Source organism: Afipia sp. GAS231 (genome assembly GCF_900103365.1).
Lineage (GTDB): Bacteria > Pseudomonadota > Alphaproteobacteria > Rhizobiales > Xanthobacteraceae > Bradyrhizobium.
Genome location: NZ_LT629703.1, coordinates 2,802,937 through 2,827,473 on the forward strand (window position 1 = coordinate 2,802,937; position 24,537 = coordinate 2,827,473).

The 24,537-nt window shown below is 63.0% G+C and carries 27 protein-coding genes; 7 read left to right on the forward strand and 20 right to left on the reverse strand.

Going from position 1 to position 24,537, the window contains the following annotated elements; translation table 11 throughout:
- Positions 1-3: 3 nt before the first annotated feature.
- From BLS26_RS13365 to urtA, 13 genes are all read right to left on the reverse strand, one after another.
- Complete coding sequence (locus BLS26_RS13365; protein ID WP_172804791.1) at positions 4-741, reverse strand: urease accessory protein UreF; 738 nt, start codon at positions 739-741, stop codon at positions 4-6.
- The gene (locus BLS26_RS13370) at positions 722-1,366 is read right to left on the reverse strand and encodes an urease accessory protein UreE (protein WP_092511738.1); all 645 of its coding nucleotides are present in this window, start codon (positions 1,364-1,366) and stop codon (positions 722-724) included. The genes BLS26_RS13365 and BLS26_RS13370 overlap by 20 nt, the downstream gene beginning before the upstream one ends.
- 77 nt (positions 1,367-1,443) lie before the next feature.
- Positions 1,444-1,743 (reverse strand): putative quinol monooxygenase, encoded by a 300-nt coding sequence (locus BLS26_RS13375; RefSeq protein ID WP_092511740.1) that lies wholly within the window; start codon positions 1,741-1,743, stop codon positions 1,444-1,446.
- Positions 1,744-1,770: 27 nt separating this feature from the next.
- Entirely contained in the window at positions 1,771-2,070 is a 300-nt protein-coding gene (locus BLS26_RS13380; protein ID WP_092511742.1) for a putative quinol monooxygenase, read from the reverse strand.
- A 49-nt stretch (positions 2,071-2,119) separates the two neighbouring features.
- Complete coding sequence (gene ureC / locus BLS26_RS13385) at positions 2,120-3,829, reverse strand: urease subunit alpha (RefSeq protein WP_092511744.1); 1,710 nt, start codon at positions 3,827-3,829, stop codon at positions 2,120-2,122.
- A gap of 61 nt (positions 3,830-3,890) precedes the next feature.
- The gene (locus BLS26_RS13390) at positions 3,891-4,196 is read right to left on the reverse strand and encodes an urease subunit beta (protein WP_092511746.1); all 306 of its coding nucleotides are present in this window, start codon (positions 4,194-4,196) and stop codon (positions 3,891-3,893) included.
- Positions 4,197-4,307: 111 nt separating this feature from the next.
- Positions 4,308-4,610 carry an urease subunit gamma gene (locus BLS26_RS13395; RefSeq protein ID WP_092511748.1) on the reverse strand — a complete coding sequence of 101 codons (303 nt, stop codon included), beginning with the start codon at positions 4,608-4,610 and terminating at the stop codon, positions 4,308-4,310.
- A 27-nt stretch (positions 4,611-4,637) separates the two neighbouring features.
- Complete coding sequence (locus BLS26_RS13400; RefSeq protein WP_092511750.1) at positions 4,638-5,474, reverse strand: urease accessory protein UreD; 837 nt, start codon at positions 5,472-5,474, stop codon at positions 4,638-4,640.
- Positions 5,475-5,518: 44 nt separating this feature from the next.
- The gene (urtE, locus tag BLS26_RS13405; RefSeq protein ID WP_092511752.1) at positions 5,519-6,214 is read right to left on the reverse strand and encodes an urea ABC transporter ATP-binding subunit UrtE; all 696 of its coding nucleotides are present in this window, start codon (positions 6,212-6,214) and stop codon (positions 5,519-5,521) included.
- A gap of 3 nt (positions 6,215-6,217) precedes the next feature.
- Positions 6,218-6,973, reverse strand: a complete 756-nt coding sequence (urtD, locus tag BLS26_RS13410; protein ID WP_371360951.1) for an urea ABC transporter ATP-binding protein UrtD — start codon at positions 6,971-6,973, stop codon at positions 6,218-6,220.
- 13 nt (positions 6,974-6,986) lie between these two features.
- Positions 6,987-8,156 carry an urea ABC transporter permease subunit UrtC gene (urtC, locus tag BLS26_RS13415; protein ID WP_092511756.1) on the reverse strand — a complete coding sequence of 390 codons (1,170 nt, stop codon included), beginning with the start codon at positions 8,154-8,156 and terminating at the stop codon, positions 6,987-6,989.
- A 226-nt stretch (positions 8,157-8,382) separates the two neighbouring features.
- Positions 8,383-10,011 carry an urea ABC transporter permease subunit UrtB gene (gene urtB / locus BLS26_RS13420; RefSeq protein WP_092511758.1) on the reverse strand — a complete coding sequence of 543 codons (1,629 nt, stop codon included), beginning with the start codon at positions 10,009-10,011 and terminating at the stop codon, positions 8,383-8,385.
- Between the two features lie 139 nt (positions 10,012-10,150).
- Positions 10,151-11,470: an urea ABC transporter substrate-binding protein gene (urtA, locus tag BLS26_RS13425; RefSeq protein WP_092511760.1), complete on the reverse strand. Its 1,320-nt coding sequence runs from the start codon at positions 11,468-11,470 to the stop codon at positions 10,151-10,153.
- 550 nt (positions 11,471-12,020) lie between these two features.
- Between urtA and BLS26_RS13430 the strand changes: the two genes are divergently transcribed.
- The 3 genes from BLS26_RS13430 to BLS26_RS13440 all read left to right on the forward strand — a co-directional run bounded on the left by BLS26_RS13430 (position 12,021) and on the right by BLS26_RS13440 (position 14,357).
- Entirely contained in the window at positions 12,021-13,565 is a 1,545-nt protein-coding gene (locus BLS26_RS13430; RefSeq protein WP_092511762.1) for a DEAD/DEAH box helicase, read from the forward strand.
- Positions 13,566-13,588: 23 nt separating this feature from the next.
- The gene (gene infA, locus BLS26_RS13435; RefSeq protein WP_092511764.1) at positions 13,589-13,873 is read left to right on the forward strand and encodes a translation initiation factor IF-1; all 285 of its coding nucleotides are present in this window, start codon (positions 13,589-13,591) and stop codon (positions 13,871-13,873) included.
- A gap of 271 nt (positions 13,874-14,144) precedes the next feature.
- Positions 14,145-14,357 carry a cold-shock protein gene (locus tag BLS26_RS13440; RefSeq protein WP_002714433.1) on the forward strand — a complete coding sequence of 71 codons (213 nt, stop codon included), beginning with the start codon at positions 14,145-14,147 and terminating at the stop codon, positions 14,355-14,357.
- A gap of 125 nt (positions 14,358-14,482) precedes the next feature.
- Here BLS26_RS13440 and BLS26_RS13445 read toward each other — a convergent pair whose 3' ends face one another.
- The 7 genes from BLS26_RS13445 to BLS26_RS13475 all read right to left on the reverse strand — a co-directional run bounded on the left by BLS26_RS13445 (position 14,483) and on the right by BLS26_RS13475 (position 20,901).
- Entirely contained in the window at positions 14,483-15,058 is a 576-nt protein-coding gene (locus tag BLS26_RS13445; RefSeq protein ID WP_092511766.1) for a TadE/TadG family type IV pilus assembly protein, read from the reverse strand.
- 9 nt (positions 15,059-15,067) lie between these two features.
- Positions 15,068-15,604 carry a TadE/TadG family type IV pilus assembly protein gene (locus BLS26_RS13450; protein ID WP_092511768.1) on the reverse strand — a complete coding sequence of 179 codons (537 nt, stop codon included), beginning with the start codon at positions 15,602-15,604 and terminating at the stop codon, positions 15,068-15,070.
- A 232-nt stretch (positions 15,605-15,836) separates the two neighbouring features.
- Positions 15,837-16,343 carry a pilus assembly protein N-terminal domain-containing protein gene (locus BLS26_RS13455; RefSeq protein WP_092511770.1) on the reverse strand — a complete coding sequence of 169 codons (507 nt, stop codon included), beginning with the start codon at positions 16,341-16,343 and terminating at the stop codon, positions 15,837-15,839.
- Between the two features lie 146 nt (positions 16,344-16,489).
- On the reverse strand, positions 16,490-17,320 hold the full coding sequence (locus BLS26_RS13460; RefSeq protein WP_092511772.1) for a sterol desaturase family protein: 831 nt from the start codon (positions 17,318-17,320) through the stop codon (positions 16,490-16,492).
- Between the two features lie 48 nt (positions 17,321-17,368).
- Positions 17,369-18,421: an acyltransferase gene (locus tag BLS26_RS13465; protein ID WP_092511774.1), complete on the reverse strand. Its 1,053-nt coding sequence runs from the start codon at positions 18,419-18,421 to the stop codon at positions 17,369-17,371.
- 10 nt (positions 18,422-18,431) lie between these two features.
- Entirely contained in the window at positions 18,432-19,883 is a 1,452-nt protein-coding gene (locus tag BLS26_RS13470) for a hypothetical protein (RefSeq protein WP_092511776.1), read from the reverse strand.
- Between the two features lie 187 nt (positions 19,884-20,070).
- Positions 20,071-20,901, reverse strand: a complete 831-nt coding sequence (locus tag BLS26_RS13475; RefSeq protein ID WP_092511778.1) for a sterol desaturase family protein — start codon at positions 20,899-20,901, stop codon at positions 20,071-20,073.
- A 316-nt stretch (positions 20,902-21,217) separates the two neighbouring features.
- Between BLS26_RS13475 and BLS26_RS13480 the strand changes: the two genes are divergently transcribed.
- The 4 genes from BLS26_RS13480 to BLS26_RS13495 all read left to right on the forward strand — a co-directional run bounded on the left by BLS26_RS13480 (position 21,218) and on the right by BLS26_RS13495 (position 24,536).
- Positions 21,218-21,382, forward strand: a complete 165-nt coding sequence (locus BLS26_RS13480) for a Flp family type IVb pilin (RefSeq protein ID WP_092511780.1) — start codon at positions 21,218-21,220, stop codon at positions 21,380-21,382.
- A gap of 228 nt (positions 21,383-21,610) precedes the next feature.
- The gene (locus BLS26_RS13485) at positions 21,611-22,135 is read left to right on the forward strand and encodes a prepilin peptidase (RefSeq protein ID WP_092511782.1); all 525 of its coding nucleotides are present in this window, start codon (positions 21,611-21,613) and stop codon (positions 22,133-22,135) included.
- A 125-nt stretch (positions 22,136-22,260) separates the two neighbouring features.
- Entirely contained in the window at positions 22,261-23,043 is a 783-nt protein-coding gene (cpaB, locus tag BLS26_RS13490; protein WP_092511783.1) for a Flp pilus assembly protein CpaB, read from the forward strand.
- Between the two features lie 41 nt (positions 23,044-23,084).
- A complete protein-coding gene (locus tag BLS26_RS13495; protein WP_371360817.1) occupies positions 23,085-24,536 on the forward strand; it encodes a type II and III secretion system protein family protein in 1,452 nt (483 codons plus the stop codon).
- The last annotated feature ends 1 nt before the right edge of the window (position 24,537 follow it).

The following is a 24,537-nucleotide window of genomic DNA, read 5'->3' on the forward strand; positions in this document are numbered from 1 at the left end:
CGTTCACGACCGAAACAGCCTTGTGTACTGGGTCTCATGGCGCAGGCTGGCGAGATCGGCGCGGAAGGTGGCGCTGGCGAGGTCGTCCAGCGACGATTCCAGCGCGCGCCTGGCGGTCGCGACCACCACCGGCTCGAGCGCGGCGAGCACGCGCTGGCTGTCGGTCTGGCCGAGCGGGACCAGCCGGGAGCCTGCGGAAATCCAGTTCGACACCAGCGCATGCAGGAACGCGTGCATCGCCGGCGCCAGCGGAATCGCATGCGCGGCACTGACGAGCCCGACAGCGACGGGATAAACGATCGGCCCGTCGCAGGCGGCAATGATTTCGTCGAGCCCCTCGCAGCTCCAGGCCGACCGCGCGATCTCGATGAAGGCACGCCCCTGCGTCGTGGTCTCGAGCTGGCGCTCGCGCGAGGGCACGAAGGCGGCGGCGAGTTCGGCGGTTTCGCGCAACGCCGCGTCGTCGTGCCGCGAAACCGCCCGATGCGCCTGCGCCAAAAACACGCCGTCGCAGAACCCGGAGCCTTCCGCCAGCATCGCGGCCAGCCAGCCACGCAACGAGGCGGCATCGGTGATGTCGCCGGCCTCGACCGCCCATTCGATACCACTGGAATAAGAGAAGGCGCCGACCGGAAACGCCGGCGACAGCCAGGTCATCAGCCGGTACAGCGCCGCACCTTCGCCTTCCGTCATCCCGCCGTGTTGGTCGGCGGGCGCGGGCTCACTTGTGGTCATGAGCATGGGAGTGGCCGTGGTGGTGATCGTGGCCGCAATGCTCGTCATGGTGATGGTGGTCACTGCTGTGACCGTGGTCATCATGATGACCGTGCTCATGGTGATCGTGATCATGATGGCTGTGACCATGCGCGGCGTGATCGTGCGACGAATGATCGTGTCCGCCATGATCGTGCACGTGGTCCTCGGCATGCGCATGAGCGGCGGCATAGGCGCCGCCTTCGGGATCGAACGGCGCTTCGATCTCGATGATGCGGGCGCCGAGCCCGGTCACCATCGCCTCGATGACGTGATCGCGCCGGATACGCAGGCCCTTCGGCATGATCTGGGTCGGCAGATGGCGGTTGCCGAGGTGCCAGGCGACCCGCACCAGATGGAGCGGGTCGGCGCCGCGGATTTCGACCAGCGGCTCGGGCGCGGCGACCACCTCGATCAGGCGGCCGTCTTCCAGCACCAGGGCGTCGCCGCCGCGCAGTGCTATGGCGTTTTCGAGGTCGAGCAGGAATTCCAGCCCACGCGTGCCCGTCATCGCCATCCGCCGCCGGTGCCGGTCGTCGAAATCGAGGACGACGGTGTCGGCCGCGGCGTGCGTCCAGCGATGCTGGCCCTGAACTTTGGTGGCGCGGATCATGTGTACCTGCTCAGGCTCTTTCTCTTGACGCGTTTTCTTCACGCGAACCGGTTCCCACTTCGCTTGAAAACGCTATGTCAGAACTTTTCGACCTTGCCGTCGCTGATGATCTCGATCACCGTCGGCGCCGTCTTCATCTGCGACGAATACTCCCGCCACACCTTCATGTGCGGCGCCTTGCCATGCGCATTGAGGTCGTCGCGGCTCTCCCAGCGCTCCACCACCACATAGAGGTTGGGGTCGTTGACGCTGACATGGCCGTCGTACGAGAGACAGCCCTTCTCCTTGCGGGTTTCGGCGGTGCAGGCCTTGTGGCCCTTGATGAAGTCGTCCTTGTTTTCCGGCTTCATCGGCGTGGTGGCGATGACGTAGATCATGAGGGTTCTCCCTTTGGCTTTTCTTGTTTAGCGAACGTCGACTTTCTCGGGCGTGATGACCTCGATCTTCGGCGGCGCGCTGAGGCATTTGACGACGACGCGGCCAAAAGTCTTCATGTGCTCGGCCGTGCGGTGCGGCACCAGCGCCTCGGCATTTTCCCACTGCTCGACGAACACCATCTTGGAATGATCGGTGACGCTTTCATGCAGGTCGTAGGCAATGTTGCCCGGCTCCTTGCGGGTTTCCTTGATGCAGGCGGTGGCCGCCGCGATGAATTCGGCGTGGGTTTCAGGTTTGATCATCAATGTGGCAACGACATAAATCACGTGCGTTCTCCCGGACTTTTGTTCTGGCTTTGATCGCCCGGGAAAAACCCTAGTACATGAAATAGCGCTGCGCCATCGGCAAAACCTCCGCCGGCGCGCAGGTCAGCAGCTCGCCGTCTGCGCGCACCTCATAGGTCTCGGAATCGACCTCGATTTTCGGGGTGGCGCCGTTGTGGATCATGCTCATTTTGGAGATGCCGCCGCGGGTATTCTTCACCGGATAGAGCTTCTTCTCGATGCCGAGCTTCCGCGCCAGCCCGCCGGTAATAGCCGCCTTGGACGTGAACACCACCGAGGACGCCGTCAGCGACTTGCCGTAGGCGGCAAACATCTTCTGGTAATGCACGGGCTGCGGCGTCGGGATGGACGCGTTGGGATCGCCCATCGGAGCAGCCACGATCGAGCCGCCCTTGATGATGCAGTCCGGCTTGACGCCAAAGAACGCCGGCGACCACAGCACGAGATCGGCGAGCTTGCCCTTCTCGACCGAGCCGATCAGCTTGGAGACGCCATGCGCGATCGACGGATTGATGGTGTATTTGGCGATGTAGCGCTTGACGCGGAAATTGTCGTTGCCCTTGTCTTCCGGCAGCGAACCGCGTTGTTTTTTCATCTTGTCGGCGGTCTGCCAGGTCCGGATGATGACTTCGCCGAGCCGGCCCATCGCCTGCGAGTCCGACGACATCATCGAGAGCGCGCCGAGATCATGCAGGATGTCTTCCGCCGCAATGGTTTCCTTGCGGATGCGGCTTTCGGCAAAGGCGAGGTCTTCGGCGATCGACGGGTCCAGGTGATGGCACACCATCAGCATGTCCAGATGCTCGTCGATGGTGTTGCGGGTGAACGGCCGGGTCGGATTGGTCGAGGACGGCAGCACGTTCTTCAAACCGGCGATCTTGATGATGTCAGGCGCGTGGCCGCCGCCGGCGCCTTCGGTGTGGAAGGCGTGGATGGTGCGGCCCTTGAACGCCTTCACGGTGTCCTCGACGAAACCGGATTCGTTGAGCGTGTCCGAATGCAGCATCACCTGCACGTCGTAGTCATCGGCCACCGACAGGCAGTTGTCGATCGCCGATGGCGTGGTGCCCCAGTCCTCATGCAGTTTCAGCGCGCAGGCGCCGGCCTTGATCATCTCCACCAGCGCCGCCGGGCGCGAGGCGTTGCCCTTGCCGGAAATGCCGAGATTGACCGGGAAGGCGTCGAACGACTGGATCATCCGGCCCATGTGCCAGGGACCGGGCGTGCAGGTGGTGGCGAAGGTGCCGTGCGAAGGACCGGTGCCGCCGCCCAGCATCGAGGTGACGCCACTCATCAGCGCATGCTCGATCTGCTGTGGGCAGATGAAATGGATGTGGCTGTCGAAGCCGCCCGCGGTGAGAATCTTGCCCTCGCCGGCGATGATGTCGGTGCCGGGCCCGATGACGATGGTGACGCCGGGCTGGATGTCGGGATTGCCGGCCTTGCCGATCGCGGAGATCATGCCTTCCTTGATAGCGACGTCGGCCTTGACGATGCCCCAGTGATCGACGATCAGCGCGTTGGTGATGACGGTATCGGCCGCGCCCTGCCGGTTGGTAACTTGGGATTGCCCCATGCCGTCGCGGATCACTTTCCCGCCGCCGAATTTCACCTCCTCGCCGTAAACGGTGAAATCCTTCTCGACCTCGATGATGAGATCGGTATCGGCCAGCCGCACCTTGTCGCCGGTGGTGGGCCCGAACATGTCGGCATAGACGGAACGTTTGATTTTCACGGACATATCAGGCTCCAGCCTTCATCATTGCCGAATAGTTCACAGCTTGTGGTTCAAAGCTTGTGGTCTAAAGTTTGCCCTGCACGTCGCCGCGAAAGCCGTAGATCACGCGCTTGCCGGCGAGCGCCACCAGCTGCACGTCGCGGGTCTGGCCGGGCTCGAACCGCACCGCCGTGCCGGCGGCGATGTCGAGGCGCATGCCGCGGGCTTTCTTGCGGTCGAATTTCAGCGCGGGATTGGTTTCGAAGAAATGATAGTGCGATCCGACCTGGATCGGGCGGTCGCCGGTGTTGGCGACGTTAAGCGTCGCCGTCTTGCGGCCGGCATTGAGCTCGATCTCGCCGTCCTTGATGAAGAGCTCGCCGGGAATCATTTTTTGTCTTCCTCCGTCATTCCGGAGCGCGCGAAGCGTGCATCCGGAAGTTCGAGATAATAACCTCTGGATTCCGGGTCTACGCCTTCGGCGCATCCCGGAATGACTGTCTCACCTGATCGGCTCGTGCACGGTGACGAGTTTGGTGCCATCCGGGAACGTCGCTTCCACCTGGATGTCGTGGATCATTTCGGGAATGCCATCCATCACCTGCGCGCGGGTAATCACTTGCGCGCCTGATTGCATCAGTTCGGCGACGGTGCGGCCGTCGCGCGCGCCTTCGACGATGAAGTCGGAGATGATGGCGATCGCCTCGGGATGGTTGAGCTTGACGCCGCGCTCGAGCCGGCGGCGCGCCACCATGGCCGCCATCGAGATCAAGAGCTTGTCCTTTTCACGGGGAGACAGGTTCATGCGAGCACTCTTAGGTGTTGGAAGAGTCTAACTAAGCCAGAGCCGGGGCAGCGCCACGCCGCTGGCGCGACCGAGCACGGCCATCATGTCGGCGCGGAGCCGCGCCGCATCTTGGGCACAGAAGCGCGCCATTGCAAATCCATTCCAGGCGGAGATTCCGACCTCGCCACTGAGCGTATCGGCGGCCTCGCGGAGCCGCTCCACCACGGCCTCATCGCCCGGCACGACCAGCGCGGTGCCGATGGCGACGCCGCCGTTGGCTATGGCCGGCCGCGCCAGCTTTTCGCCGATCTCGCCGTCGAGCCGGATGGTTTCTGCAAACACGAGCTTGCCGCCGCGGCGCAGGCGCCAGCGGTCGACGAATTCGCCATGCAGCATCCGCTCGCCCATCGCCGAGCGGCCGAACACCACGATTTCGCACAACAACAGCGACGCGCTTTCCGCGAGATCAAGATCGATGCGCCGCGAAATTCGAGCGCGGTCGAACAGGATGGTTTCCTGCGGCAGCCACGACAGATGTGCCCCCGCCTCTGCCTTCAGCGCGATGTTGAGCTCCGCGACAGGTCCGGGCGCGCGGTAGACTTTTTCGGCCGCCGCCGTTGTCAGCGTCAGCCGCGCGCCCTCGCCCGCCGTGATGGCGATATCGAAGCGGTCGCCGCCGGCGATGCCACCAGCCGTGTTGACGAATACGCCCGACAATCCCTCCGCCTCGGGCGAGGGAAACCGCACGCGCAAGGAGCCTGATTCATGCAGGATGCCGCGGCGGGTGACGCCGTCCTGCAGACGAACGTCAAACCTCACCGCGCCCTGGGCCCGGTTGGCTGCGAAGGTCGCTGCCGCCGCGTGCGTGGTTTCGGTTCGCATCCGTCCCCCAACGAGTTCGCCCGAAATACCGCCTGACGGTGGTGTTACAGCGCCATCTGGCGGCTGATTTCGGCGGGATCGAGGTTCGAGCGATCGCAGGCATATTTCACCGCGCCCCGGTCCATGACCGCGAAATTGTCGCCGAGCTCGCAGGCAAAGTCGAGATATTGTTCGACCAGCACGATCGCCATGTTGCCGAGACTGCGCAGATAGGAAATGGCGCGGCCGATATCCTTGATGATCGAGGGCTGGATGCCTTCGGTCGGCTCGTCGAGCAGCAACAATTTCGGCCGCATCACCAGCGCGCGGCCGATCGCCAATTGTTGTTGTTGTCCGCCAGAGAGATCGCCGCCGCGCCGGCCCAGCATCGAATCCAGCACCGGAAACAGCGAAAACACGTCGTCGGGAATATTGCGGTCCTCGCGCTTCAGCGGACCAAAGCCGGTCTTGAGATTTTCCTCGACCGTCAGCAGCGGAAAGATCTCGCGGCCCTGCGGCACGAAGCCGATGCCGGCCCGCGCCCGCTCATAGGGCTTCAGGCCGGTAATGTCGTTGCCCTCCAGCTCGATCGAACCGCCCGCGATCGGGTACTGGCCGACCATGGCGCGCAACAGCGAGGTCTTGCCGACGCCGTTGCGGCCGAGCACGCAGGTGACCTTGCCCGGTTCGGCTGTCAGCGAGACACCGCGCAACGCCTGCGCCGCGCCGTAATAGAGGCTGATATTGTCGACCTTCAGCATGGATCAGCGCCCCAAATACACTTCGACGACACGCTCGTTTGACGAAACCTGATCGATGGTTCCTTCGGCCAACACCGTGCCCTCGTGCAGGCACGTCACCTTGACGCCGAGCTCACGCACGAAGGTCATGTCGTGCTCGACCACCATGATGGTCTTCTCTTTATTGATTTCCTTGAGCAGCTCGGCGGTCTGATGGGTCTCGACGTCGGTCATCCCGGCAACGGGTTCGTCGACCAGCAGGAGTTTCGGGTCCTGGGCCAGCAGCATGCCGATCTCCAGCCACTGCTTCTGGCCGTGCGACAGGCTTCCCGCCAGGCGGTTGCGCGAGTCCGTCAGGCGGATGGTTTCCAGCACGCGCTCGATCCGCTCGGTTTCCGGCTTGCTCTCGCGCCAGAACAGCGTGCCCTTGACGCTGTGGTCGACGTTGAGCGCCAGCAGCAGGTTGTCCTCGATGGTCTGGCTCTCGAACACGGTCGGCTTCTGGAACTTGCGGCCGATGCCGAGTTCGGCGATGCGGGTTTCGTCCAGACGCGTCAGGTCGGTGATGCCGTCGAACAGTACCGCGCCCTCGTCCGGCTTGGTCTTGCCGGTGATGATGTCCATCATCGTGGTCTTGCCGGCGCCGTTGGGGCCGATGATGGCGCGCATCTCACCGGGCTCGAGCGTCAGCGACAGGTTGTTGATGGCGTGAAAGCCGTCGAACGAGACGTGCACGCCGTCGAGATAGAGCAGCGCGGAAGTCTTCCTCCCACCCTCCATGATGCTCATGCGTTCACTCCGCCAGTTTCGGTTCGCTGACGCCATCTTCGCGCGCAGCACTCTCGGCGTTCGCCGACATCCGTTTCGCCTGCCACGGCTCGTACCAGGCGTTGAAGGTGCCGATGATCCCCTTCGGCAGCAGCAGCGTCACCAGGATGAACAGCGCGCCCAGCATGAACAGCCAGTACGGCGCCAGCGGGCCCGACGTGAAGACGGTTTTGGCATAGTTGACGACGATGGCGCCGAGTGCGGCCCCGATCAGCGTGCCGCGGCCGCCGACCGCGACCCAGATCACCGCCTCGATCGAATTGCCCGGCGCGAACTCGCCGGGATTGATGATGCCGACCTGCGGCACATAGAGCGCGCCGGCAACGCCGGCCATGCAGGCCGACAGCGTGAACACGAACAGCTTGTAGGATTCGACGCGATAACCGAGAAACCGGGTGCGCGACTCGGCGTCGCGGACCGCGATCAGGACCTTGCCGAGCTTTGACGTCACCACCGCGCGGCAGATCAGGAAAGAGATGATCAGCGCCACGCAACTGAGCAGGAACAGCGCCGCACGGGTGCCCTCGGCCTGCACGTTAAAGCCCAGGATGTCCTTGAAATCGGTCAAGCCGTTGTTGCCACCGAAGCCGAAATCGTTGCGGAAGAACGCCAGCAACAGCGCGTAGGTCATCGCCTGGGTGATGATCGAGAGATAGACGCCGGTAACGCGGGAGCGGAACGCCAGCCAGCCGAAACAAAATGCCAGCAGGCCCGGCACCAACAACACCATCAGCGCGGCGAACCAGAACATGTCGAAGCCGTACCAGTACCAGGGCAACTGCGGATAGTTCAGGAACACCATGAAGTCGGGCAGGATCGGGTTGCCGTAGACGCCGCGGCTGCCGATCTGGCGCATCAGGTACATACCCATCGCGTAGCCGCCGAGCGCGAAGAAGGCGCCGTGGCCGAGCGAGAGAATGCCGCAATAGCCCCAGATCAGGTCGATCGAGAGCGCCAGGACGGCGTAGCAGACATATTTGCCGAACAGCGCCACCAGATAGGTCGGCACCTGGAAGAACGAGCCTGATGGCAACAGCAGGTTGGACAGCGGGATCAGTACGCCGAGGCCGGCGACCACCAGCAGGAACACGGTGGCGCTGCGATCCAGCGAGCGCGTCAGGACATGCGGCATCATTGGAAGGCACCTCTCCCGCTTGCGGGGGAGCGTAGGTCGCCTTTGGCGGCCGTCCTTCGGTGAGGACGCCGAAGCGAAGCTTCGGCTACGTCGCGAAGCGCGGCGGGTGGGGGCGCCTCAACAAGCGCCGGCGCTCGTGGAGAGACCCCCACCCCAACCCTCCCCCGCAAGCGGGAGAGGGAGTCAGAGCGGAGATCCCTGCGACAGGTGATTGCAAAAGGCGGCATCATGCTTCCACCGCCCGGCCCTTGAGCGCGAACAGGCCGCGCGGCCGCTTCTGGATGAACAGGATGATCAGCACCAGAATGGCGATCTTGCCGAGCACGGCGCCGGCGACCGGCTCCAGGAACTTGTTGGCGATGCCGAGCGTGAAGGCGCCGACCAGCGTGCCCCAGAGATTACCGACGCCGCCGAACACCACCACCATGAAGCTGTCGATGATGTAGCTCTGGCCGAGGTTGGGACTGACATTGTCGATCTGCGACAGCGCCACGCCGGCAATCCCGGCGATGCCGGAGCCGAGGCCGAAGGTCAGCGCGTCGACGCGCGAGGTCGCGATGCCCATCGACGCCGCCATGCGGCGGTTCTGGGTAACCGCGCGCATCTCCAGCCCAAGCGCGGTGTAGCGCAGCATCGCGAGCAGGATGGCGAACACCGCGAGCGTGAAGCAGAGGATCCAGAGCCGGTTGTAGGTGATGGTGATCTGGCCGAGTTCGAACGCGCCGCTCATCCAGGAGGGATTGCCGACCTCGCGGTTGGTCGGGCCGAACGCGGTGCGCACCGCCTGCTGCAGCACCAGCGACAGGCCCCAGGTCGCCAGCAGCGTTTCCAGCGGCCGGCCGTAGAGGAAGCGGATGATACAGCGTTCGATCACGACGCCGAGCGCGCCGGCGACGAGGAAGGCCAGCGGCACCGCGATCAACAGCGAGTAATCGAACAGGCCGGGGTAACGGGTGCGGATGACTTCCTGCACCACGAAGGTGGTGTAGGCGCCGATCATCACCATCTCGCCATGCGCCATGTTGATGACGCCCATCACACCGAAGGTGATGGCAAGCCCGATCGCGGCGAGCAGCAGCACCGACCCCAGCGACAGGCCGTACCAGGCGTTCTGCACCGTGGACCACAGCGCCAGCGTGCGCTGAATGGCGGCGGTAGCGCCCGCCGCGGCGTTCGCAATCGCCGGCGGCTGATCGCTGCCGAGCCCGGTCAGCAGCGCCATCGCTTCCTGGTCGCCGCGCGCCTTGACGGTGGCGATGGCCTCGAGCTTCTCGACGTCGGTAGCGTCGGGTTTGTAGAGCAGGATGGCGGCGCGGGCCTCGGTAAAGGCCGCCTTCGCCGCCTTGTTGGTTTCCTTCGCCAGCGCGCCGTCGATCACGGGCAGCATGGCCTCGTCGTGGGTCTTGAACACCGACTGGGCCGCCAGGATGCGTTTGGCGGGATCGGGCGACAGCAGCGTCAGGCCGCCAAGGGCGGCTTCCACGGTGCGGCGCAGGCGGTTGTTGAGGCGAACGGCCGCCGCATTGTCCGGCAGCTTGTCGACGGCAGCACCGGTGGCGGCATCGATGACCTTGCCGTCGGTTCCGGTGACGAAAACCTTCTTGGTATCGGGATCGGCCGCAAGCCGTCCGTCCCCGAGCGCGCTGATGATGGCGAAGGCCAGCGGACTGCCCGAGGTCGCGACCACGCCGACGGCTTCGTCGGTATCGGAAAAATCGTCGTTGGCAAATTTGGCGACCGCGTCCTCGAACGGCCCGGCCAGGGCCGGAACGACGAAGCCCGGGACGGCAAAGGCCGCGACCAGCAGCAGCGAAAGGCAAAGCGCGCGAAGGCGATCGAGAAAATTGGCAGGCACTGTACGACCCCGGCGGGAGTTTTATGGAGAAGGCGGCAGCATGCCGCCTTCTCCGGTCTCATCTCTTGGAAGTCTTCTTGCTCTTGGAAGTCAGCTCAGGAGACCAGGAGGCCTGATCGGATCAGGAGGCCTGATCGGATCAGGAACCCTGACCGCCGCACTTGTTGGTCTTGGTGTTGTAGTTGCCGCACTTCTTGCCAACCCAGTCGCCGATCAGGTCCTTGGAGCCGTCGAGCTCCTTCGACCATGCATCGCCGGCCACCAGGCCCGGGGTCTTCCACACCACGTCGAACTGGCCGTTGGCTTTGATTTCGCCAATGAACACCGGCTTGGTGATGTGATGGTTCGGCAGCATCTTGGAGGTGCCGCCGGTCAGGTTCTTGGCTTCGATGCCGGGCAGCGCGTCGATCACCTTGTCGGCGTCGGTCGACTTCACCTTCTCGACCGCCTTGACCCACATGTCGAAGCCGATGACGTGTGCTTCCATCGGATCGTTGGTCACGCGCTTCGGGTTCTTAGTGTAGGCCTGCCAGGCCTTGATGAACTTCTCGTTGGCCGGGTCCTTGATCGACTGGAAGTAGTTCCAGGCGGCGAGATGGCCGAGCAGCGGCTTGGTGTCGATGCCGGCGAGTTCTTCTTCACCGACCGAGAACGCGACAACCGGAATGTCGGTCGCCTTGATGCCCTGGTTGCCGAGTTCCTTGTAGAAGGGAACGTTGGCGTCGCCGTTGATGGTGGATACCACGGCGGTCTTCTTGCCGGCCGAGCCGAACTTCTTGATGTCGGCCACGATCGTCTGCCAGTCACTGTGACCGAACGGCGTGTAGTTGATCATGATGTCTTCCTGCTTGACGCCCTTCGACTTCAAGTAGGCTTCGAGAATCTTGTTGGTGGTGCGCGGATAGACGTAGTCGGTGCCGGCCAGCACCCAGCGCTTCACCTTTTCGTCCTTCATCAGGTAGTCGACCGCAGGAATCGCCTGCTGGTTCGGCGCCGCACCGGTGTAGAACACGTTGCGCTCGCTCTCTTCACCCTCGTACTGCACGGGGTAGAACAGGATGTTGTTCAGCTCCTTGAACACCGGGAGCACGGACTTGCGCGACACCGAGGTCCAGCAGCCGAATACGACGGCGACCTTATCCTTGGTGATCAGCTCGCGGGCCTTTTCGGCAAACAGCGGCCAGTTCGAAGCGGGATCGACCACCACGGCCTCGAGCTTCTTGCCGAGTACGCCGCCCTTCTTGTTCTGCTCGTCGATCAGAAAGAGGATGGTGTCCTTCAGCGTGGTTTCGCTGATGGCCATGGTGCCGGAAAGCGAGTGCAGGACGCCGACCTTGATGGTGTCGTCGGCGGCTTTGGCGTTGGTGAAGGAGGCCAGGCCCAAAACCAGGCCGGCGGTCGCCGCGAGCCAGCGGCGGCGGCTCATCTTCGCTATATCGTGGGTAAGCTGTGTAAGCATGAAATGTCATCTCCCTGACGCAGGCGTAAAACGCTGCGAACGGCCCCAACGGCCGCCTGCGTTAATGGAATCGCAAGAACCATGCCACGGAGGTAAGTCCTCTTAAGCCAATGATTTATATATCGAAATTGTCTCCTTCTGCGAAATCATCGGGATTTTCTGCCTAATATTTGGTCCAAAAAAATGTATGCTTTGGCGGCAAACTATCTATTTTTTGTGCAACCATGACGGTTTGACTAAAATTCTGGCACGGTATTTTCGCTTTCGAGGCACGCCGGCGGCGGCCCGGGAAATGGAACCCGTGAATTTCCGGCCATTTCTTAACCGCGTCGACCGATCGGGCAGTTTCACCTTGAAAGCGCCGCGTTCGTGTTCCATATGAGACACGTGACCTAGAGAATCATCAGGTCCTTGCGAGCCGCGTGTTCTGATCCCGTCCGACGGTTTCTGGCTTGCCCCTTCAGCGACCAAAACCGACGCCCCAAACACGCGGGTGTCTCAGACACCCCTCGCGCTCCTGGCCGAAAAACCGCCGGGCGCTGCTTTTTTAATGGAAAGAACCCCTCTTTTGACCTCCTTTCAGGATTTCGGCCTCGCCGATCCCATTTCGCGCGCGCTCAAGGAAGAAAACTACGAGACGCCCACCCCCATCCAGGCCCAGACCATCCCCACCGCACTGACCGGCCGTGACGTCGTCGGCATCGCCCAGACCGGCACCGGCAAGACCGCAGCCTTCGCGCTGCCGATCCTGCACCGCCTCCTGGAAAACCGCATCAAGCCGCAGCCCAAGACCTGCCGTGTGCTGGTGCTATCGCCGACCCGCGAATTGTCGAGCCAGATCCTCGACAGCTTCAACGCCTATGGCCGCCACATCCGGCTGAGCTCGGCTCTGGCGATCGGCGGCGTGCCGATGGGCCGTCAGGTCCGTTCGCTGATGCAGGGCGTCGACGTCCTGGTCGCCACCCCCGGCCGCCTGCTCGACCTCGTGCAGAGCAACGGTTTGAAGCTCGGTTCGGTCGAGTTTCTGGTGCTCGACGAAGCCGACCGCATGCTCGACATGGGCTTCATCAACGACATCCGCAAAATCGTCGGCAAGCTGCCGATCAAGCGGCAGACGCTGTTCTTCTCGGCCACCATGCCCAAGGACATCGCGGAGCTCGCCGAAGCGATGCTGCGCGACCCCGCCCGCGTGGCAGTGACGCCGGTGGCCTCCACCGTCGAACGCATCACCCAGCGCATCATCCAGGTGGATTTCGCCGCCAAGGCCGGCGTGCTGGCCCAGCTCCTGAAGCAGGAGCCGGTCGACCGCGCGCTGATCTTCACCCGCACCAAGCACGGCGCGGACAAGGTGGTGAAAGGCCTCGCCAAGGTCGGCATCCGGGCTGACGCCATCCACGGCAACAAGTCGCAGAACAACCGCGAGCGGGCGCTGGCGGCGTTCCGCTCAGGCGAGATCCGCACCCTGGTCGCCACCGATATCGCCGCCCGCGGCATCGACGTCGACGGCATCAGCCATGTGGTGAATTTCGACCTGCCCAACGTGCCGGAAACGTACGTCCACCGCATCGGCCGCACCGCGCGCGCCGGCGCCGAGGGCGTGGCGATCTCGCTGATCGCCGGCGCCGAGGAAATGGGCTATCTGCGCGACATCGAGCGGCTGATCCGCATCACGTTGCCGCGCGAAGACCGCCGCACGCCGGGCACCCGCGACGCCGCACCGGCCCCGTCGCAACGTCCGGCCCAGCACCGGGGCGGACGCTCCGCCCCGCGCGCCCACGGCGCCCGGACCCAGGATTCCAGGGGAGATTCCCGAGGACATGAATCCAGGGGTCACGAATCCCGTGGACATGAGCAGCGTAGCCATGAATCCAGGGGACATGATGCGGCACCGGGCTCAAAAGGCCCTCGCCGTCCCCGCCGCGGCGGTGGTAATAATGCCGCGCCGCAGCCGAACCGGCACGAGCAGCCGCGCCCGGCGCAGCAGGGCGGCAAGAGCCAGGCCGGTCAAAGCGAAGGCATTCAAGGCGTCGCCTTCTTGCATCGCGAGAGCCGTCCGAATACCCAACCCAACCGTACCCATCGGCCGCAGCGCTAGCCTCGATCGATCTGGAGACAACCATGGCCAAAGAAGAGCTGATCCAGTTCGAAGGACTGGTGACCGAAATCCTCCCCGACGCGCGCTACCGCGTGCAGCTCGACGCCGGGCATGAGATCGTTGCCTACACCGCAGGCAAGATGAAGAAGAACCGGATCAAGACGCTGGCGGGCGATCGGGTCACGATCGAAATGTCGCCTTATGACCTGGAGAAGGGCCGCCTGATCTTCCGGCACAAGGATGAGCGTCCGAACGCCGGTGCCCCGCGTGGTGCACCGCCGCGCGGCGGCCAGTTCCGCCGCCGCTAAGCGGCGTCTGCCACCGCCTTAAAAATCGCGCCCGACACGCCCGTGTCGCGCGCGATCGCGGGCGGCTGCCGGCCGAATCAAAAAATCGTGCACGTCAGGATTGTTTTGGACCCTACTATCGAATAATATTGTCCATCGATTTTCGGCCGGACGACATTAGCTATCCACCGGTACAGCCGGTTTAGACGCTGACGACCCTTCCAAAAATTCGATATCACCAGACCGTCGAGAGGCGGGCTATGACTTGCATATCTGAGAAGGGACTACCCCCGTGAGCATGGGAACCGTGAAGTGGTTTAACGCAACCAAGGGTTATGGCTTCATCCAGCCGGATGACGGCGGCAATGACGTGTTCGTGCACATCAGCGCAGTCGAGCGGGCCGGCCTTGGGACGCTGCGTGAAGGCCAGAAGATCTCCTACGAAATCGTGGCGGATCGTCGCTCTGGCAAATCTTCGGCCGACAATCTGCGCGCCGCCGGATAAGCGATCTGCCAGGGCGCGCCTTCACGGTGGGCCCCTAAAGATTGCCTCGAAATGATCAAAGGCCGCGCCCATGGCGCGGCCTTTTTCTTTTCACCTAAGATCGGCGAGCCCAGGAAAAGAAAGCGTCAGGTCGTGGTGCAGACCGTCGTGCTGTGCATCACGCATTTCGACTGGCGCGGGCGGGTAAAGGTGAAGTCGCTCAGCGTAATCGAGTTCTTCAGGACATAGCCGACGGTCGGGACAAAGGCGTAGCTGACCTCGCTGTAGATCAGATAGGTGTCGCCGACCGCAAGCGCGGTCGGGATCCCCACCGTCGTCCCCGCCGTCCGCGGTGCACTGCCCTTGCTCCATTGCACCCGCGCCACCTTCGTCGCCGGATCGACATAGAGTTCGGTGATGGTGGATCTGACCGGCGTTGCCGAATAGGGCGTCATGATCCCCGCGCTGGCGTTGAAGAAGTTCGTCAACTGGGCGTCGGTGACCGAGAGGTTTTGCGACGTCAAATCCGACAGCGTTCGCGCCATCAGCGTTACCTTGCGGTTGACCGCGATCCCGGACGAGAACTCGTCGGTGCCGAAGAACAGGATCAGCATCACCGGGACGATCAAGGCGAATTCGGTTGCAGCGAGGCCGCGGCAATCGGCCAACAGACCCTGCGCCGAGCGCCGCACGCGAAGCCACATATCCATCATCGGTTTCATCGGCGGGTCCTAGTAAGGTTCGTTCTGGAACGCCGCAGTCGCGGTCAACAGCCGCTTGCTGCCGGCCAAATTCGCGATGTTGAAGCCGAGCCCGGTGACGATCAGCGGCCATTGATAGAAGATCCGCACCACGACGATGTCGCCGGGCCCGCCGGGCAGATAGTTGTTCGGCGGCACGAAATTCCTGCTGGCATTGATCGGATCGGCGATGTTGACGGATCCGAACGCGGAATAGCTCTGCACGTCGATCGAGATACCGTTGATGCAATCGAACATCACGGTGATCTTGCTGCAAACGAGGTTCTTGAATGTCGCCTGGGTGTAGGCTGCGCTCTGCGCCTGGCCGGTCATGATCAAGCGCGCGGAATCCTGCGTCACCGTCTCGAGCACCTGGCTGGCAAAGAACACCAGCGCCAGCTCGATGATCGCGAACAGCAGGGCGAAGAAAATCGGCGCAACCAGCGCGAATTCGACCGCGGCCGAGCCGCGGCGATTGCGTCGAAACCGGCGCAGGATATTTCCGGCGGGAGCGGCGGGAGAGGACATCAAGGCAACCTCAAGACGCGGAAGAAACTCCAGCAGAGGATTACCTGAAACTGATTGTTGAAGTGTTTCGTCCGATGCCGACGGAACGACCCGCGCCGTCAGGGAAATCTTAACCATGCCGGGCGATCGCCTGACGCGTCACGCGATCGCTTCCGCGCCGCGCCCGGAGTCTTTTGTTTTGACGCGTTTTCTTTACGCGAACCGGCGGTCCGAAAACGCTATGGAAGCAAGCTCAGTTGGACGATTTGGCGCCTGCAGCCGCCGCACCCGAGGCCTGACTGGAAAGCGAGCCGGCCTGGTCGATCGCCGTCTTGAAATAATTCTCGCCGTCGCCGAGCGTGATCCGGCGCTGGCAGATCGGCGCACAGCTGTAGGATTCGCGTTCGACGCCGCGGTAGACGGTGACGAGCCGTTCGGTCGGGCCTTCGACCTGGATCTGGCGGTCCACCAGCACGTCGCCGGAGCGGTCCATGGCGATGAAATTGGTTGCGCCGTAGCCCTTGCCGGTGACGACGACGATGCCGCCGCCTTGCAGGGTGACGTCAGCGATCAGCGGGTTTCCGACGATGATGGTCGCGGCCTTTGCGGGAATCTTGAGCAGCTTGGCCTGGTCGACATAGACGGCGATTTTGTCATCGGGCGCGCCAAGACACACCGCTGGCCACAGCACTGTTGCAACCGCAAGGGAACACAATCCAAAACGCGCGTGCGCGCGAATACGCTGGAACCTGAAAGACATACTCTACCCCGGGGCGTTACAAGCCGGCAAAAGCGATACGCAGCGGAACCGGCGCCCAACGGGGTGAATCTGACGACAATTCATGAAAGAAGTGCAAAGTTTGCCTGACAAATCCGAAACGCCCGCGGTTTACCGGGATGCATCGGCTATTTCCGGAACGGATAGGCCAGTTGGCCGGTAAACTCGCGCGGAAACGACGCCTGATCTTCGATGCCGTAGTCGCCCGGCAACCGGTCCGCCGGCATCCGGAAGGTGCCGAACAGGATATCCCAGAGCGGAAAGGTACCGGCAAAATTGGTGTCGCCGCCCTCCTCGCGCGAGGTGTGGTGCCAGCGATGGAATACCGGCGTCGCCAGCACGTAGCGGAACGGGCCGAGCGTCCAGTTCAGGTTGGCGTGGACGAAGGCCGAATGGAGAATATTGAACGGGCCGAGCCACACCAGCGCGACGGGTGAAATGCCTGATAGCAGCAGGACGACATCGACCCCGATGGTGCCCAGCAGCAGGTTGACGGGGTGAAAGCGCGCCGCCGAAATCCAGTCCACGTCCTCGGACGAATGATGAATGGCGTGGTATTTCCAGAAGCCGCCGCGGTGGAACATGCGGTGCAGCCAGTACATCATGAAATCGGCCGCCACCAAAGCGAGCACCGCCTGCAGCCAAAGCGGCAACGCCGCCAGCACGCCATGACCGTTGTCGTAGAAGGCCGTCAACGCATCGGCGTCATGGATCCCGAAAATCAGCGCGGCGCCGACTACCGCAAGCGCGATCCGGAACACGCGCGCGAACAGCGGAACCAGGAACCAGTAGCTGAGATCGGTGACGAGTTCGCGCTTGCGCCACCACGGCCGCCCGGGATTGCAGGCCCAGAAATGCGACAGCACCGAGAACAGAAGCGCGAGCACGAGCGTGACCGGCAGCACCTTGGCCAGGGTCTGGCCGAGCATGTCGACGACTTCGATCGGCAGGTTGGACATGTCCCGCGTCTTACCAGAACCGCCGCAGGCCTGCCAGTTGGCGGCTGTTCAGGCGGCGGTCGCGATCGCCTTTGGCGGGCGGCCAGGCGATGCCAGGACGTGGCCGAGCCGGTTGAAACGGCGCTCGATCAAAGGCTCGATCACGAAATAGCTCAAGCCCAGCGAAGCGCCGGTCACCAGCACGAACAGCGGGACCAGCCCCATCGGCCACAACGCCGTAATCGCCGACACCAGCGCGAAGTGCACGAGATAGATCGCGTAGGAATGGCGCCCGAGCAGGCCGACGAAAGCGAGCCTGACATTCGCGGCCAGAATTCCGCAGGCCAGCGCAGCCAGAAGCACAACTTCCGCGCCCCATGTCGAGTAGGACAGCGACGCGGCGGCCAGCAACACCGCGCCGAACGACGGCCTGTTCTTCAGCTCGATGAAGTCGTAGAGCAGAATGCCGAACCCGAAGCAGATCAGCTGTTGCGGCAGCCAGCAGTAGAAAAAGCCGTTGGCGAGATAGGCCTGGTCTTGCGGCAACGACGCGGCGAGGTGCGGAAGCAGATATACGTCGGCCGCGAATTTGCCGATAACGCTGATCAGCGCAATTCCGGTATAAACCAGAATCGGGCCGTTCGGCCGCCGGAACAGAAAGATCAGCAACGGAAACAGCAGGTAAAACTGCATTTCCACGGCGATGCTCCATCCGCCCGGAACCACCGAATTGAACGCGGTGACACTGCTCCAGTGCAAAAACAGCAACGTCAGCATCACGTCGCTCGCCGCGATACCGTCAGGCGCCCAGAACTTGAAGCCCTCGCCTTTGGTGATCACGAGATAGAACAGGATGGCGGCCCAAAACAGCGGCACGATCCGAAACGCGCGCCGGATATAGAACGATCGGATCGCGGCAGGATCGACCTTGTCGCCGAAGGTCAGCATCATCGTGTAGCCGCTGACCATGAAGAAGAGCTGGACGCCGCGTTCGCCATGCTCATGGGCAAACGCCGTCAGGCCGGGAACGCTGCCGCTTGCCGCAATCGCGCAATGCACGAGAACGACGAGCAGGATGGCCACGCCGCGCAACAGATCGAGGGATTGATTGCGGTGGGTCATGGCACAGCCGTCAGTGGGCGGTACGAACGTGCAGCACCGCGTTGCGGTCGGAATAGACCCGCTGCCAGCCGCTGATGTTATCGAGCAGGCCCACGGCCGGCGTCGACGGCGTCAGCAGCACGGCATCGATGTCCCAGGTCTTGAGGATGTCGAGAAACTGGTTGACGTCCTTGAGCTGCAGCGCGCGGTAATAGTCCATCTCGAACGCCTCGCCGTACAACTCGGCCCGTCCGTCGATGAACACCGGCATCTTCCGCCAGATCATGTAGCCGCCGAACGGCAGATCGTTGAGGACCCGCTTCGGATGGTGCGCCTGCAGCGCCTCGATGGCTGCCGCGGGCGACTGCACCTCGGGCGGAGAAAATGCCGATTTGGCCGCGAGCGCCCAGGTCGAGGCGCCGAGCATGACGACGAGCGCTGCGGCGGAAGCGAGCGGCGCGGTGATCCTTCCGAACCAGGCCGGCTGCAGCGCGAACTGCGAGGCCACCGGTGTGAGAGCGACGAGCGGCAGCAACAGCGCGAATATTTCGAGGTTCCTGACATGCGAAAGCGCCATGTGCAGCAGGCCCAGCACCAGCGCGATCCGCGGCGGCGGGAGTTTGACGCCTGAGTAAAGTGCTGCAGCGATCAGCACCAGGATCGACATTTCGAATGCGCCGAGGTTGGTGAAATCAGCCGGCATCCATTCGTAGATCAGATGCAGCAATTCGCCGAGATCGAGGATCTTGCGCGAAGCGAGTATCGATCCCCATCCATACGGCGTGGCGCAGCACGCCATCAATGCGCCGACGCCGAACACTGCCCAGCGCAGCGCCAACGGCTTTTGCCGCGCGGCATCCGCATTCCACAACGCGTCGATCGCAAAGGCGCCGGCCAGCACCAGGCCGAAGACGAAGCCGCCGTGCAGATTGGCCCACAGCGCGATCAGCGGCAGCAGCCAGAACGACGGCGCTTCGCCGCGCTCGCTCGCCGACATCAGCCCATACGCCCAGGCCAGCATGACCGGCAGCACCAGCACATGCGGCCGCGCCAGGAAATGCGATGTCGACAGCACCAGCGCCGCCAGCGTCACGACGATCGCATAGGTCGCGGGAACGCGGCGGCCGAGGATAAAGGCGAGAAAGGCAAAGGTGGCGGCAATGCTGGTCGACGCCAGCACCACCGGCCCGGTCCAGCCGGCCAGATCATAGCTGCCCGCCAGCAGCACCTGCGCCAGCCAGGACGACGACGTCCACGGCTCGCCCGCTTTGGTGAAGGAATAGATATCGGCGCGCGGAAGCGCAACGTGATCGATGATCCATTGCCCCACCGAGATCTGCCAGTAGGTATCGGAATCATTCAGCAGCCGGTCGCCGCAGACCAGCAGCACCGCATAGACGCCGATCCCGAGCCAGAGCCATGCCGGCACCTGACCGAGGCTGAAGGCTTTCTCCTGACGGATCGCTCCGGCGTCGATACTCATGACGAGGCTTCCCGGCCGAATGGATTATTGCAGCCCGGTTCTGATTGCATCAGAACCGGGCTGCGGTGTTTTTTAGTTTGACGCGCTGTCTTCACGCGAACCGGTCCTCACTTCGCTTGAAAACGCTCTCTATTTTTTGAGCATGATCTTTCTCGGAAAACCGGTATCCACTTTTCCGGATCATGCTCTACTGCCTGAACGGATAGGCCAGTTGTCCGCCGATTTCGTGCGGCACCGCTTGATCGGCGGCGACACCGTAATTGTCCGGCAGCTTGCCTTCCGGCATCCGGAACGTACCGAACAGAATGTCCCAGATCGGAAACGTCCCGGCGAAATTGGTATTGCCGCCTTGTTCGAGCGAGGTGTGATGCCAGCGATGGAACACCGGCGTCGCCAGCACGTATTTGAACGGGCCAAGCGTCCAGCTCAGGTTGGCGTGGACGAAGGCGGAGTGGAACGTCGTGAACGGTCCGACCCACAGCATGATGTTGGGCGAAATGCCCGCCATCAGCAGGATGACGTCGACCATGATCGTTCCGATGAACAGGTTGACCGGATGAAAGCGCGCCGCAGAAATCCACTCGAGATCCTCGGAAGAATGATGAATCGCGTGATACTTCCAGAAGCCGCCGCCATGAAACATGCGATGCAGCCAGTACAGCATGAAGTCGGATGCGACCAGGAACAGCAGCGCCTGGATCCAGAGCGGAAGCTCCGACAGCGGTCCATGGCCGTTGTCGTAGAACGCGATCAGGTCGTCGGCACCATGAATGTTGAAGACCAAGCCGGCGCCGAGCACCATCAGCCCGATGCGAAATATACGGGCGAACACCGGCACGAAGAACCAGTAGCAGAGGTCAGTGATGATTTCGCGCTTGCGCCACCATGGCTGTCCGGGATTGCAGGCCCAGAAATACGAGAGCGCCGTGAACACCAGCGCCAGTCCTATCGTGACCGGCACGACCTTCACCATGGTCTGGCCCATCATCTGAACGACCTCGAGGGGCAAATTGGACATGGCGACCTCATGTGAACGGAGACTACTGGAGTATCCGTTGGCGCTTAAGGAGCCGTGAATCCGATAGACCGGCGAGCGCGGCGTCGCGCGCGCGGACGCCTAGTATAAGGACACCGCGCGCATATTTGCATTTTACGAATTGCCTTAAGACGACATTTACTCTGCTCAGGAACTGCCGGTTCCCGGCGTTTTTGCGCGATCGAATTAACTGCGTCGCAATTGTCGCACCCTAGGGTAACGCCATGGTCACGGTGCTGAGAACGCCGGCGAGACCAAACGTTAGTTCGACCAGCCACGTGTACACAGGAGTTATCTTATGAAGAATCTCGTTTCGCGTTTCGTGAAGGATGAGTCCGGCGCTACCGCCATCGAATACGGCCTGATCGCCGCCGGCATCGCGATCGCCATCATCACCGCCGTCAACGGCGTCGGCAAGCAGCTGTCGACCAACTTCGTTGCGATCTCGACCTCGCTGAAGTAAGCGATCGTCGAACCAGCTTCAAAGGCCCCGGCGAACCCGGGGCCTTTGTTGTTTTGCGAATGTGGTTTCCGAGCGGTTACGGGTCGCCGCGCCCCGCCTGCCGGATTTTCGCCTGAGCTGGCGATATCCAGCGCCGTTTTCCGATTGTTCATTTCTGGTGGCTAGGCTCGGCCGACGCTTGAAAACGAAGCTTGAATCTGGCGCTGACAGCACGGGCTATGTGAAATCATGATCCTCGATATTGCCCGTCTTATGCTGTTTCCGGCCCTGATCGCGTTCGCGGCCGCAAGCGATCTCCTTACGATGACGATCTCGAACCGGGTATCGCTGGCGCTGGTCGCCGGCTTTCTGGTGCTGGCGCCGCTCGGCGGCATGGGCCTGCACGACATGCTGCTGCATCTCGGCGCCGGCGCGACCGTGCTGGCCGCGGCCTTTGCCTGCTTTGCGCTGGGTCAGGTCGGGGGCGGCGACGCCAAGGTCGCGGCCGCGGTCGCGCTCTGGTTCGGTTTCACCCCTCTGCTCGACTGGCTGGTCTATGCCTCGCTGTTCGGCGGGGCGCTGACGATCCTGTTGCTGATGTTCCGGCAATGGCCGCTGCCCTACCCGCTCGCGGGCCAGGCCTGGCTGAGCAAGTTGCACGACAAGCAGAGCGGAGTCCCCTACGGCATCGCGCTCGCGATCGGCGCGCTGATGGTCTATCCGGAGACCGAATGGATCAGGGCGGTCGACCTCACCCACCTCGCCATGCACTGACCGGCGGAAGTAACTCCCCGTTAAGGCAATTTACTCACGCCTCATTAACCATGCTTTGACGAATAGCTGGTCAACTCCCATCACGGCGGCGGCAGCGTCGCGGCGTAATGTGGAAAGTGAAGCGTATGAATACCGCACGCATTGTCGTGTTGACCATCGCGATTGGCGCCGGCGGCATTGCCGCCTATCTCGCCAGCGGGTCCGACAAGCCTGAGGCACCGGCGCCGGTCGCGCAGTTGCCGACGGTGGATATTCTGGTCGCGAAATCCGACATCGGCCTCGGCCAGTCGGTCAAGGCCGACGATCTGCAGTGGCAGAGCTGGCCGACCGCGTCGGCCGGTAATTTCATCAGCCGGGTCAGCCGGGCCGACGCCGTCAAGGACGTCACCGGTTCGATCGCGCGCTCGCCATTCATCGCAGGTGAGCCGATCCGGGAACAGAAACTGGTCAAGACCGAGGGAACCGGCTTCATGGCCGCGATCCTGCCGTCCGGCTTCCGGGCGGTTTCGACCGAAATCTCGCCGGAAACCGGCGCCGGCGGTTTCATTCTGCCGAACGACCATGTCGACGTGCTGCTTTCCAAGCGCGAAAAGAACCCCGACACCAAGGGGCCGGATCTCGTCAGTTCTGAAATCATCCTGACCAATATCCGCGTTCTCGCGATCGACCAGGCGCCGAAGGAAAAAGACGGCACCAACACCCTCGTCGGCAAGACCGTCACGCTGGAGCTGAAGCCCGAACAGGCCGAGACGCTGGGCCGCGCGCGCCAGAGCGGCACGCTGTCGCTGGCGCTGCGCAGCCTCGTCGACGTCAAGACGGTCGAGGTCAAGGTTGACGAAATCAAGCGCAACGAAGGCGTCAATGTCGTTCGTTACGGCATTGCCAGCCAGCAGTTGATGCAGAAGTGACCGAAAGGACGCGGGATATGAAGTGCAGGGGAGATCAGCCGATGCGGACATTCCTGGTCCGCGCCCTGTCGTTTTCGGCCGTGGCCGCGCTTACGCTCAATCCGGCGCTGACGCCGGTGGTGGCCGCCGACTATCGCCCCGTCGCGCCGGCTTCCGTCGAAGGGCAGATGAATGCCCGCCCGCTTTCGCTCGGGATCGGCAAGTCCATCGTCATCGACCTGCCGCGCGACATCAAGGACGTGCTGGTGGCCGATCCGAAGATCGCCAACGCCGTGGTTCGCTCGACCCAGCGCGCCTATATCATCGGCGCCTCGGTCGGCCAGACCAACATCGTATTCTTCGATTCCGCCGGCCAGCAGATCGCGGCCTATGACATCGCGGTCACCCGCGACCTCAACGGCTTGCGCGCGGCGCTAAAGCAGGCGCTGCCGAACTCCGACATCCGGATCGAGGGCCTCGGCGACGGCGTCGTGCTGTCGGGTACGGCGGCGAACCCGATAGAGGCCCAGCAGGCCAACGATCTCGCTGCCCGCCTTGTCGGCACCGTCGACCGAGTCACGAATTCGATCGCGGTCCGCGGCCGCGACCAGGTGATGCTGAAGGTCACGGTGGCCGAAGTCGCCCGCAGTATCATCAAGCAGATGGGCATCGATCTCACGGCCAACATGACCTACGGCACGGCGGTGGTGAATTTCAGCAACGCCAATCCGTTTAACGCCTATGGCCGCCCGCTGGTCTCCACCAACGCGTTGTCGGGTTCGTTCGGCGGCGCCGTTCCGTCGGTGACCGCCACCCTGCGCGCGATGGAAACCGCCGGCGTGGTACGGACGCTGGCCGAGCCCAATCTGACGGCGATTTCGGGCGAATCCGCCACCTTCATCGCCGGCGGCGAGTTTCCGATTCCCGGAGGTTACGCCTGCGACCCAACCACCCATGTCTGTACGACCCAGATCCAGTTCAAGAAATTCGGCATTTCGCTGAACTTCACGCCGGTGGTGCTGACCGAAGGCCGCATCAGCCTTCGCGTCATGACCGAAGTGTCGGAACTGTCGAACGAAAATTCGATCACGCTGTCGCAGTCGGTCACGGCGACGACCGTCAACTCGCTGACGATTCCCTCGATCAAGACCCGCCGCGCCGAAACGACGCTGGAAATTCCCTCCGGCGGCTCGATGGCGATGGCCGGCCTGATCCAGGAACAGACCAAGCAGGCCATCAGCGGCTTCCCGGGTCTGGCGCAACTGCCGGTGCTCGGCTCGCTGTTCCGCAGCCGCGACTACGTCAACAGCCAGACCGAACTGATGGTCCTGGTGACGCCCTATGTCGTCCGCGCGGTCGCGCAGAAGGACCTGTCGCGCCCGGATGACGGCTTTGCCGCCGCGTCGGACCCGCAAGCGGACCTGCTCGGCAGCATCAATCGCATCTACGGCGTTCCGGGCCGCACCGAGCCGGCACGGAATTATCGCGGCAGCTACGGCTTTATTACGGACTGAG